Below are 12,495 nucleotides of genomic sequence, written 5' to 3' on the forward strand. Positions count from 1 at the left end.
TTAGAAGCTAAAATAATAAAAATCATAATATTTTAGCTTAGAGCATAAAAAGAAGATTCAAATTTGAATCTTCTTTTTTAAGTATAAGATTTTTTATGAAACATAAATTGTTATAATGAAGAGGAAAGTTCTTCCCATTCTTCATAAAGAGAATCTAATTTGTTTTGGGTAGTAGATATTTCTTTATTAACTCTTACGCTTTCATTAGGATTTGAGTAGACTTCTTCTTTGCAAAGTTCTTCTTGAAGCCTATCTAAGGATTCTTCAACAATAGAAATTTCTTTTTCTATGTTTTTAATTTTTAGAGTTTTTTGTTTAATTTCTTTTTCACGCTCTCTCTTTTTCTTCTTTTCATCTTTTATTTGAGTTTTAGTTTTGCCTATGTTATTTTCCTCAATGCCTTCATATCTATGAGGATTTTTTTTCTTATCCGAGTAATAACTATAGTTTCCAAGATATATATTTAATTTATCTTGTTCAAGTTCCCAGATTTTATTTATAACTTTATTTAAGAAATATCTATCATGTGATATTACAATCAAAGTACCATTATAGCTTAGAATGGCTCTTTCTAAAGCTTCTCTAGACATAATATCTAAGTGGTTTGTAGGTTCATCTAATAAAAGTAAATTTGATTTAGATAACATAAGTTTTAAAAGGTTAATTCTACATTTTTCCCCCCCACTTAAAAGAGATATTTCTTTAAATACATCATCTCCAGTAAAAAGAAAGGAAGCTAAAGCATTTCTTATTTGTGTGGTAGTTAGCTTAGGAAAATCGTCCCATACCTCATCAATTATGGTTTTATTTAAATCAAGGTTTGATTGTTCTTGATCATAATACCCTAAAAAAACATTTTTCCCTAAGCTTATAGAACCTGAATCAGCTTTTATTTTATTTAAAATAATTTTAAAAAGAGTAGTTTTTCCACGACCATTTTCCCCTATAAGAGCTATTTTCTCACCTCTTTTTAAATCAAATCCTATATTTTTAAATAAAAGTTTATCTGCATAGCTTTTTGATAAATTTTCTCCATGTAGTACATCGTTACCACTTGTTATTTGTGTTTCAAATTTTATTTTTGAAGCTTCTTTTTGAGTTTCAGGAGCCTCTATTCTGTCTATCTTTGATAAAGCTTTTTCACGACTTTCAGCAGCTTTTATGCTTTTTTCTCTGTTAAAAGAACGAAATTTTTCTATGATTTCTTCTTGTCTTTTAATTTCAGCTTGTTGAAGGGCATATGCTTTTTGCTTAGCTTCTAAATCTTTTTCACGTAAATCTAAAAATTTTGTATAACTTGCATTATAACAATTTATTTTTCCACCCATAAGTTCAAAAGTTTTATTTGTTACAGAGTCTAGAAAAAATCTATCATGAGATATTACAAGCACAGTACCCTTATAAACCTTTAAATAATTTTCAAGCCACTCTATGGCATCTAAATCAAGATGGTTAGTAGGTTCATCTAAAAGAAGTATATCAGGTTTAGTTAAAAGAAGCTTACAAAGAGCAACTCTTGTTTTTTGACCACCACTTAAATTTTTAATTACCTTATTAAAATCATTTTCTAGAAAGCCAAGTCCTTTTAAAACTCTAGATATTTCTCCTCTAAAAGTATAACCACCTCTATTTTCATAAAGTTCATTATTTAATGTGTAATCTCTAATTAGTTTGTTGTAATATTCCTCATTAGATGAGTCATAAGGTTCATTCATTTTTAACTCTAAATTTTTTAATTTTTTTTCTAAATTAACAAGGGAAGCGAAAACTTTTAGCATCTCATCATAAATAGTGCTTTCGCTATCTAATGAAAGATTTTGCGAAAGATATCCTAAATTTTTACTTTTATCTATAAAAAGTTCACCAGAATCACTGTCTAATGCTTTAGTTAAAATTTTAAAAAGTGTTGATTTACCTTCACCATTTGCTCCAATTAAACCAACTTTATCTCCTTCATTTATATTAAATGTAATATTTTTTAATATTTCATCTATACCAAAGCTCTTTTTTATATTTCTACAGCTTAAAACTATCATTATTAATAAAACTCCTATTCTACAAATTTTACGTTTTTTTATATTACAATTATACTAGGAAACATATATTTGAGCAATTTTAATAGGAATAATAGGAGGGGGTAGAACAATACAAATAAATTGTGAATATAATAATGTATACTTGGAGGTAATTTTATGGGAATTTTAGAAGATTACAGAAAATATATGTATAATGTTGACAAAAAAATAATTCTAGAAAATGGTAAAAAAGTTATTCCTATTAATTTTGATAATGGAGCAACTACTCCTCCTTTAAAAGAAGTATGTGAAAATGTTGAAGAATTTATGCTAACTTATGGATCAATAGGCAGAGGTGCTGGGCAGTATTCAAAAATTTGTACTGATTTTTATGAAAATTCAAGGGAAAAAGTAAAAGAGTTTTTTAACCTAAAGGATGTAAGTGAGGATTATACAGTAATATATGTTAAAAATACTACTGAGGGATTAAACTTTTTAGCTAATATATTAATTAAAGATAAAAGCGAAAAAGTATTAACAACTAGAATGGAACATCATGCAAATGATTTACCATGGAGATTTACGTCAAATGTTAAATATGTTGAAGTTGACGCTTTAGGAAAAATAAATTTAGATGATATAGAGGCAAAGTTTATAGCTGAGAAAGGAAGTATAAAATATTTAGCTATAACTGGAGCATCAAATGTTACAGGTTATTTAAATCCCATAAATGATATTGCTAAAATAGCACATAGATATGGAGCAAAAATAATAGTAGATGGTGCACAGCTTGTTGGTCATAAAAAAATAAATATGAAAGGTACAGGAAATAACGATAATATAGATTTTTTAGTATTTTCAGGTCATAAAATATACGCACCCTTTGGTAGTGGAGTTATTGTAGGATTAAAAGAAGAATTAAAGGATAAAAGTCCTCTTTTAAAAGGAGGAGGAATTGTAGATACTGTTTTAGATGACAGGGTGTATTGGGAAGATGTACCTATGAGATTTGAAGCAGGATCTCCTAATTTTTTAGGCGTAGTAGCACTTAAAACTTCATTAGATGTTTTAGCTAAAATAGGAATGGAAAATATAGAAAGACATGAAGATTATTTGAGAGATCATTTAATGAAAAATTTGAAAAATATACCTAGTATTAAGATTTATGGAGATATGAATGAAAAGAATAAAATTGGAGTTATAAGTTTTAATGTTAAAGGAATATGTCATGAAGAAGTTGCAGAAAGTTTGTCAAGAATTAGAGGAATATTTGTAAGGTCTGGGTGTTTTTGTGCTCATCCTTATGCAAAGAGGCTCTTAGGAGAAATTCAAGGCAGACCTTGTGAATATCTTATGTATTCTGATAAGGTAAGACCAGGAATGGTTAGGATTAGCTTAGGATTGTATAATAATATTTATGAGGTAGATGAATTTTTAAACACTTTAGAATATATTATAAGTAAATAAAGAAGTTCCCACAAATTGCTGTGGGAACTCTTAAATTTTAAACTAAATAACAAAACTATGATAAATAGGTAAGTTATTTTCATTGTTTAATTCATGGTCAAGGTCTATTAAAGGTCTTAAATAATTTAAGCCTTCTTCTGTTATATTATTGCCTTCCTCATTTATCCATTCTTTAGGGAAGTATTTAACATTATTTGCAACTTTATTAGCTTCTACTAAAAATGAAGAACTTTTATATGGGTTATTGCTTTCTCTTTTTATAGCAACCATAAACCCAGAAGAAGTTTTGTCTTTTGAATATTTTAAAGCATCAAATCCAACCATAACAGCTTCATCTAAATCTATAGAAGATGCACAGTGCATTGAACATCTTTGAGAAACACCAAGTTCCAATGCTTTTACTCTTTTTGTTATTCCAGATTGAATTATCAATTCTTTTAAGTATTGTCCAACTCCGCCAAGTTGAGAATGCCCAAAATTATCATGTCCTTGTGCTTTAACTGATGTTATAAAATTTTTATTTTCATCTCTTAATCCTTCAGAAGCAACTATATAAACATGATTATTTTTTTCAAACAATTTTCTTGTATCATTTAAAAATTTACTTACTGAAAAAGCTACTTCAGGAAGATAAACTAAATCAGCACAAGGTTGTCCGTTAACTGTAGCAAGAGCTCCAGATGCGGCAAGCCATCCAGTATCTCTCCCCATAGTCTCAATTATAAATATACCATTTTCAGTATAAACTTTAGAATCTAAATATGTTTCTAAAGTTGATGTTGCTATGAATTTTGAGGCACTACCAAATCCAGGTGTATGATCTGTATACATTAAATCATTGTCAATAGTTTTTGGAATACCAATAAATGTTATATCTATATTGTTTTCTTTAGCGAAACTGCTAAGTTTAGATATAGTATCCATTGAATCATTTCCACCAACGTAGAAGAAAGCTTTAATATTTAAAGAATTTAATATTTCAAATAAATTTTCATATTCCTTAGAATCATCTTTATAATCTTTAAGTTTGTATCTACAAGAACCAAGACCAGAAGATGGAGAATTTCTGAAAGTTTCTAGTTTTTCATTATCCATATCAGAAAGGTTTATTATTTTTTTGTTTAGAATACCTTCTATACCGTTTAATCCAGCAAAAACATTATCATATATTTTAAATTCTTTATTAGCTTTTACTAAACCATATACGCTAGAGTTAATAACAGAAGTTGGTCCACCAGACTGTGCTATAATACAATTCATTTTTAATATCGCTCCTTAAAATTTAATATATAAACTATATATAATATACTATTTAATTAATAACATACTCTAATTAATAATATACAATAAAATAATATAAAAATAAAGTGAAAGAAGATAAAAATATGAGTTATATTGAAATATTATTTTGAAAACATTTTTTTTGTAAAATTAATAATATTAACATAATTTAAACATAGAATAATAGGGACAAAGATTTTAATAAAATATATAAAGTTTAAAATTGAAAAATAAGTGAAGTTTAGGGGGATTTTTATATGACTTTTATTGAAGTCTTTTTAATAGAATTAGTTTTGGCTTTAGATGCATTTGCTTTAAGTCTTTGTATAGCTACAAAACCTAACATATCCAAAAAAGGTAAACGGGGTTTTAAAATATCTTTTGCATTCTTTCAAATAGTTCTAACTTTTATGGGGATATGCTTTGGAATGTATTTTAAAGCGTATGTGGCTAAAATACCAAATGTTATAAGTGGATTTATAATAGCTTTTGTTGGAGTTATGATGATTAAAGAATCTATAGAGAATAACGATAGTGATAAGTGCATATTAGATAATTTGCTTATGTATATAATTCTTGGTATATCTGTGAATATAGATGCAGTTGTAGTTGGTTTTACAGCTTTAAGTTATGTAAGTACTAAAAAAATTATACTTTTTAATTCTTTTCTAGGAGGAATAATAAACTATATTTTAACATCTATAGCTTTTTTTATAGGAAAGAGTGTTACTAAGGTGAAAAATTCAGAGAGGTATACAGGATATCTAGGAGGAGGAGTATTAATACTCTTGGGATTAAAAATGATGTTTACTTAGAAAAATGCCTTGCTTATTATTGGTTTTAATTAAACAAAGCATTAAACTTTTTTATATTTATTTCAAATTAAAGCTCTAGCTATATAGACTTTTTGTTAAAAAATCAACTTCTATGAACACTATTTTTATATAATTTCCAAATGTTATTATTTTTTTTAAAGGTGGCTCTAAGAGTAACTTCTTCGTGAGGAGATTCTTTGTTGAGCCCAAAAGCTTCAATTATTGCCACATTATTATCTAAAAAGACAAGTTCAAAGTTTTGTACTCTAAGGAGTCTATTAGAACTTCCTTTAGTTAAAAAATATTCTGTTGCAAAATACAAATCTTTGCATTTATTGTTTGTATAAATTTTATTACACATAAATGATAGAAAAAAAATAAATAATATTAATGCACATTTAACTCTTTTTTTATTTTTAATAAATTTAGTTTTAATAGTATCACTCCTTTAACAATTGTTTATATTTAATATATTACCAAAATTTAACAAAAAATTAAAGGGAATAGCTCATATTTTTAGAATATATAAAATTTATTTACATTATAGTGTTGAAAATATTTTTTAATATAACTTATAATTGTACTAAGGAATATGAAAGAGAGGATGATATTATGGATTTTTCATCATTAGTAATAATGGAAACAGATAAAAATACGGGAATGTTTAAAGGGCAACTTGGAAGTTATACAGTAGGAGAAGGAGCAAGTTTTGTTAAAAAACTAAAATGCACAGATAATAAGGTAAGTCTTTATTTTGATACAAATAAAGATGTAGAAGAATGGGAATATTCAGCTATATTTGATTTTTTTGATAAGGAAGCGTTTGAAAGTTTAAATTATGTTATAGAAGAAATTGATGATGAATATAATCCAACTTGGGTTGTTTATTTTGAATTTAATGAAGAACATGAGAAAACAAGAGATGTACTAAATGAAATATGTAATCTTATAGATGAAAAAATGAAGAAAGTATTTGAGGATATAAAAGGAAAAGAAAAAGAATATACAGAATAGATAAAATTATATTAAATATATAATGGAGAGGTGAAAATTAATGAGTGAAGTTAAAAAGCTAAGATTAAGGGAGGATATTCCAAGTAGCTATAAATGGAATATCGAAAAAATTTATAAAGATTCTACACAATGGGAAGAAGAATTTGAAAATCTTAAAGGAAAGTCAAAAAGTCTTTTGAATTTCCAAGGTACTTTAAAAGATAAAGAAAACTTAAAAGCATATTTGTCTTTAGATGAAGAACTATCAAGAACATTAGAAAAACTTTATGTTTTTGCACATATGAAAAGTCATGAAGATACTCAAAATGCTAAATTTCAAAGTCTTGCAAGCAAGATAGATGTTTTTATGGCTGAGTTTTCAAGTTACACAGCATTTTTTGTTCCAGAGATTTTATCTTTAGATGAAAATGAGTTTTTTTGCATGATAGATAATGATCAAGATTTAAAATTATATAATACTTTTTTTAAAACAATATTTAAAGAAAAGCCTCACATATTATCTAAAGAAGTTGAAGAAGTTATAGCATCTGTATCTAATTGTTTAGGTTCGTCAGAAAGTATATTTTCAATACTTACAAATGCAGATATGTCTTTTGGAACTATAAAAGATGAAGAGGGAAATTTAATAGAACTTTCAGAAGGAAATTATTCAAATTTTATAAAGAGTAAAAATAAAGATGTTAGAAAATCGGCTTTTGAACTTTTATTTGGCACTTATAAAAAATATGAAAATACTATAGCTAAAACTCTTACAAGTTCAATAAGAAGTGCTATATTTTTATCTAAGACAAGAAAATATAAATCAACTTTAGAGGCATCATTAAATCCTAATGATATACCAGTTAATGTATACACAAATGCGATAAATACTATAGATGAAAATTTAAACTCTCTTCACAGATATGTTTCTTTAAAGAAAAAACTTTTAAAGTTAGATGAGATTCATATGTACGATCTTTATGTTCCAGTTATAGATATGCCAAAGGAGCATATTGAATATGAAGATGCAGTAAAAATAGTTGAGGAGGCTTTAAAACCTCTTGGTGAAGAATATTTAGGTATATTTGATGAAGGAATTAAAAATGGATGGGTAGATGTTTTTGAGAATAAAGGAAAAAGAAGTGGGGCATATTCTTGGGGAAGCTATGATACAATGCCATATGTTCTTTTAAATTATAATTTTGATTTGCATGATGTGTCAACTTTAGCTCATGAAATGGGACATTCAATACATTCGTATTATACAAGGAATAATCAACCATACGTTTATGGAAATTACACATTGTTTTGTGCAGAGGTAGCTTCAACTACTAATGAAATTCTTTTAATAAATTATCTTATAAATAAAGAAACTAATTTAAACAAGAAATTGTATCTTATAAATCAAGAATTAGAGCAAATAAGAACAACTGTATATAGGCAACTTATGTTTGCAGAATTTGAACTTGTAACTCATAAAACACTTGAAGAGGGTGAAGATTTAACAAGTAAAGATTTAAATAAAATATGGCTTGATTTAAATAAAAAATATTTTGGTGATGAAATAATAATTGATAAAGATATAGAAATAGAATGGGCTAGAATTCCACATTTTTATAGTCATTTTTATGTTTATCAATATGCAACAGGATATGCTGCAGCATCTTCTTTTGCAACTTCAATTTTAAATAAAGAGGATAATGCTGTTGAAACTTATAAAGAATTTTTAAAGGCTGGTGCTTCGTTATATCCTGTAGATACTCTTAAAAAAGCAAAGGTTGATATGACTACTGATAAGCCGTTAAAAGATACTATAAAAAGATTTAATGAGCTTTTGGATATGTTAGAGGAACTTATAGATGATTAAAATTGATGAATTTCAAAGGGAATTTTTTGATATTTTAGTAGAAACAAAAGGTTTTTTTATAGAGGAGATAGGAGATGCTAACGCTTCTATATGGATTGCTACTAAAACTTTAGATAGTGGTTTAACTTATTCTATAATAATTTCTGATAAAAATAATAAAGAAAAAAATAATAAAAGAGCTTATAATTATTTAAAACAAAGAGGGGGAGAATTCTCTCTCTCAAATATAATAGTTTTTAATAAAAAAATTCAAGATAAATTTGTGAAATTTAAGGAATCAAATGAAGTTTTAGTAGATTTACATAGTGAGAAGATATATGGATATGATGAAAAAAATGGGATATTTTTAAATGAAATAATAAACAGTATATTTGAAAATAAATACATTGGAAAAGATAAATATTATAAAACAATAGGAATAAATGAGTTTACTAAATATATAATTTTTATTTTGATGGTAGCCGCTACCATAACTTTTTTAGTTGTAATGCTTGTAGAAAAAGAACATGTGGTTATGTTTTTCAATACAGGTCCTGATTTATTTAAAGAAACAATGAGTGGAAATATATTTTTGATTGGTTCAGGTAGAACATTTGAGATAATAAAAGATGTTTTGTTTAAAGATGGAATAATAAGCTTAATAGTTGATTTATATGTATTATATTTATTGATAGGGGTAATAGATTCTTTTGAAGATAAAAACAAGCTCATAATCATGTATTTAATTGTTGCTTTTTTAGCTGGATTATTTAATTTGTTTTTTATACCATATATGTCATTAACAATTTCAATAGCAGGGGCTATACTAGGTGTTTTGGGTTTAACATTGTTTTTAGCTGTTAAGGAGAGAAAGACGCTAGGCAAGTGGTTGATGGTAAATGTAATAATATTAATATGTATATATATTGTAGTAGGAATACCAAGCTTATGTAATTATTATACAACGCAGTGTATTGACTTAAGTATAGGATTTTTAATTGGAGTGATACTTTATAAAGCAAATCTTTTAAAAAGTCATTTTTACAATTTTTAGCTTATATACAATAAATAAAACTGCCTTAGTTTAAGCTAAAGCAGTTTTTACTTTTATTTATTTTTTAATTTTGAAATATACTTTTCCAAATCCATATATTCTAAAGTTTCTTTTTCTAGTAATTCTGTTGACAATTCTTTTAATATATCTATATTTTCTTTCAAAATATATTTACAATTTTCATATAAATTTTCTGATAAAGATTTAAATTCTTCTAGTAAGTTTGAACTAAAGCCATTTTGAAGATTTTCCAAGCTATTTAAACTTAAAAGCCCTAAAGAGTCACCCATTCCATATTCTGTAATCATGCTTTTTATCATAGATGTACATTTAGCAATATCATTGTGAGCACCTGTAGTTATTTTATCTTTTCCAAAGATAAGCTCTTCTGAAGCCCTTCCAGCTAGTAATACCATTATACGTCTTTTTAAATACAAAGATGTATGGTATGATTTGTCCTCTGGAATAGTTAATGTATATCCTCCAGCACCCTTAGTAGTTGGAATTATAGTTATTTTTGATACCTTGTCTTCAGGAAGTAGAATCATAGATAAAAGAGCATGTCCAGCTTCGTGAAAAGCAGTAATTTTTCTATCCTCTTTTTTTATATAACTTGTATCATTTTTTTCGTATCCAGCAGTAATTATAGAAAAAGCTATATTTAAATGTTTTTCATATATGAAAGTACTGTCCTCTTTTGCTGCTAGAATGGCTGCTTCATTTATTAAACTTTCAATTTTAGCACCAGAAAAGTAAACAGTTTTTTCTGCTAAGTTTCGTATATTTATATCTTTATTAGGTTTATTTTTAAGGTATAGATTTATAATTGCTTCTCTAGCATTAATATCAGGCAGAGATACTTCAACATGTCTATCAAATCTTCCAGGTCGTAAAAGTGCAGAATCTAAGGTATCTAACCTATTTGTAGCTGCCATAACTACTATACCTTCTTTTTCAGAGAAACCTGACATTTCAGTTAAAAGTGCATTTAGTGTTTGGTCTCTTTCGTCATTACCACTAGCGTTTTTTCCACTAGCTCTTTTTTTACCAATAGCATCTATTTCATCTATAAAGATAACGGCTTTTCCTCTAGCCTTAGCCTTTTTGAATAAATCACGAACCCTAGAAGCTCCGACTCCTACGTACATTTGTACGAAATCAGATCCAGACATTGCAAAAAAAGGTACATTTGCTTCACCAGCTACTGCTTTAGCTAAAAGTGTTTTACCAGTTCCAGGTTCCCCATATAAAATAATACCTTTTGGCATTCTAGCTCCATATTTTTTATATTTTTCAGGGTTTTTTAAAAAATCTATTATATCTTTAACGCTTTCCTTAGCTTCTTCATTACCAGCCACAGAAGAAAAGTTAAATTTAAAATCAGTATTTTCGTTAATACTTTTTAAATTTAATTTAGAAACAGGGTTAAAACTTGAATTTTTGTTTGCTAAAGTTAAAAACATTAAAGAGATAGCTACAACTAAAACTGATGCAGGGATTGTAGTTTTTAATGGAACATTATTATTTTGAGTAACACTTATTCCTTTATTTAATAAATTTTCTTTAAAATTTGGGCTATCAGGATTACTTGTAATATAAGATGAATTATTTTTAAGGGTAACACCTATTTCGTTGTCTGAGATTATATTGACAATTTTAATTTCGTTATTATTTAAATTATTTAAAAATGTTTCGTAATTTATAAGAGAAGCTTTTGGAGTTGTAAATTTAAAGTAAATCATAAAGCAAAGAGAGATTATAGCTAAAACTCCCAAAGCAAGTACTTTTTTGTTTTTTAATATTTGCATTCAATACCTCCTAAAATGCTTTGATGTGATATAAATTATATCTTATTTAAAATTAAAGTCTAATAAAAATCATAGATTTTTCCAATGTAAGTTGTGGATTATATGGAACAAATAAATAAATTAACTTTAAAAGTATTATTAAATAAGATATACTAAATAATGAAAAATTATCTTAAGGTGAGGAGAGCAAAGTTATGAGAATATCTGCTGTTAATGTGGAATTAAAATCAAATGATATTTTAAGTATGATAGAAGAGTTCGTCAAAGTAGAAGGCTTAAGTATAACTAAATTAGATATAAAAAAAGGTCTTACAATAAATGGTGAGTTTAAAAAGGGGTTAGCTATAGGATTTAAGGCTACATGTACTATAACTGGAGTTTCTGAAAATAAGTTAAGAATAAAATTATTTAGTGCAAGTCTTATGAGTTTAGGAATTATAAAACCTTTTAGAAAATTGGCATTAAAAGTTGGACTTAAAGGTTTTAAAGAGCAGGGCATAACTGTAAAAGATGATGAAATAATAGTAGATATAAATAAAATATTGGAAAAAGTACCGTTTGTTGATTTAACATTAGATGATGTATACATAGAGGATGAAACTATAAAGGTTAAGGTTAAAGAGATAAATCTTTCATTATCAAAAATGCAAGAACAACCAATTGAAGTAGCTGTTGAGCATAAAGTAGAAGGACAAGTTAAAGATGAAGATTATATAATGCACATAGATGTAAATAAAGTCGAAGATTCATATACTAGGGGACGTGAAGTAGCAGTTGAACATATTCCTGAAGGTGTTAAAGAATATAAGGATTATATAATGATAATTCCAGATTTGGTGGCTCTTATATTTAGATTATTTAAAGATAAAAGAGTACCTATGAAAAACAAACTTATTTTAGCATCAGCATTGGGATACTCTGTACTTCCAATTGATATATTACCTGATAAATTACCTATAATAGGAAGTTTAGATGAATTAACTTTAATATTTTTTGCTTTAAATACAACTCTTAGAGATGTTCCGATTGAAATAATTCTTGAAAATTGGCAAGGAAAAAATTCGTTTGTTTTGGTGTTAAAACGAGGATTAGACTTTTTATCAGGATTTACAAGTGCTAAAAATTTAGAGGCTATATATGAGGTTGTAGATTCTATGATTTAAGATAAAACTTTTTATAAAAAATAAATTATGTTATAATTCTAAAAAAGTTTTAA

General features: G+C 26.5%; 10 protein-coding genes. 6 read left to right on the forward strand and 4 right to left on the reverse strand.

Translation table 11 applies throughout. From position 1 onward, the window contains the following. Window positions 1-110: 110 nt before the first annotated feature. A complete protein-coding gene (locus HH195_RS04115) occupies window positions 111-2,036 on the reverse strand; it encodes an ABC-F family ATP-binding cassette domain-containing protein (protein ID WP_196371681.1) in 1,926 nt (641 codons plus the stop codon). Window positions 2,037-2,192: 156 nt separating this feature from the next. Between HH195_RS04115 and HH195_RS04120 the strand changes: the two genes are divergently transcribed. Further along, on the forward strand, window positions 2,193-3,482 hold the full coding sequence (locus HH195_RS04120) for an aminotransferase class V-fold PLP-dependent enzyme (RefSeq protein ID WP_371811679.1): 1,290 nt from the start codon (window positions 2,193-2,195) through the stop codon (window positions 3,480-3,482). A gap of 42 nt (window positions 3,483-3,524) precedes the next feature. Here HH195_RS04120 and HH195_RS04125 read toward each other — a convergent pair whose 3' ends face one another. Then, window positions 3,525-4,742 carry a 6-phosphofructokinase gene (locus HH195_RS04125; RefSeq protein ID WP_055257782.1) on the reverse strand — a complete coding sequence of 406 codons (1,218 nt, stop codon included), beginning with the start codon at window positions 4,740-4,742 and terminating at the stop codon, window positions 3,525-3,527. A gap of 278 nt (window positions 4,743-5,020) precedes the next feature. Here HH195_RS04125 and HH195_RS04130 point away from each other — a divergent pair, with 278 nt between their 5' ends. Beyond that, window positions 5,021-5,578: a manganese efflux pump MntP gene (locus tag HH195_RS04130; protein WP_196371682.1), complete on the forward strand. Its 558-nt coding sequence runs from the start codon at window positions 5,021-5,023 to the stop codon at window positions 5,576-5,578. 103 nt (window positions 5,579-5,681) lie between these two features. Here HH195_RS04130 and HH195_RS04135 read toward each other — a convergent pair whose 3' ends face one another. Then, complete coding sequence (locus HH195_RS04135; protein ID WP_112364918.1) at window positions 5,682-5,939, reverse strand: hypothetical protein; 258 nt, start codon at window positions 5,937-5,939, stop codon at window positions 5,682-5,684. A gap of 251 nt (window positions 5,940-6,190) precedes the next feature. Here HH195_RS04135 and HH195_RS04140 point away from each other — a divergent pair, with 251 nt between their 5' ends. Genes HH195_RS04140 through HH195_RS04150 form a run of 3 tightly spaced genes read left to right on the forward strand, consistent with a single transcriptional unit; the run spans window position 6,191 to window position 9,471 of the window. Then, window positions 6,191-6,592 carry a DUF6762 family protein gene (locus HH195_RS04140; protein WP_058993245.1) on the forward strand — a complete coding sequence of 134 codons (402 nt, stop codon included), beginning with the start codon at window positions 6,191-6,193 and terminating at the stop codon, window positions 6,590-6,592. Window positions 6,593-6,632: 40 nt separating this feature from the next. Next, window positions 6,633-8,438, forward strand: coding sequence for an oligoendopeptidase F (pepF, locus tag HH195_RS04145; protein ID WP_196371683.1), 1,806 nt, complete (start codon window positions 6,633-6,635; stop codon window positions 8,436-8,438). Continuing rightward, on the forward strand, window positions 8,431-9,471 hold the full coding sequence (locus HH195_RS04150; protein WP_196371684.1) for a rhomboid family intramembrane serine protease: 1,041 nt from the start codon (window positions 8,431-8,433) through the stop codon (window positions 9,469-9,471). The genes pepF and HH195_RS04150 overlap by 8 nt, the downstream gene beginning before the upstream one ends. Before the next feature lie 53 nt (window positions 9,472-9,524). Here the strand turns inward: HH195_RS04150 and HH195_RS04155 are convergent, their stop codons facing one another. Then, window positions 9,525-11,279 (reverse strand): ATP-dependent metallopeptidase FtsH/Yme1/Tma family protein, encoded by a 1,755-nt coding sequence (locus tag HH195_RS04155; protein ID WP_196371685.1) that lies wholly within the window; start codon window positions 11,277-11,279, stop codon window positions 9,525-9,527. 194 nt (window positions 11,280-11,473) lie between these two features. Between HH195_RS04155 and HH195_RS04160 the strand changes: the two genes are divergently transcribed. Continuing rightward, window positions 11,474-12,442: a YkvA family protein gene (locus HH195_RS04160; RefSeq protein WP_055257769.1), complete on the forward strand. Its 969-nt coding sequence runs from the start codon at window positions 11,474-11,476 to the stop codon at window positions 12,440-12,442. Window positions 12,443-12,495: the final 53 nt, after the last annotated feature.

The organism is Candidatus Sarcina troglodytae, from assembly GCF_015708635.1.
Lineage (GTDB): Bacteria > Bacillota > Clostridia > Clostridiales > Clostridiaceae > Sarcina > Sarcina ventriculi.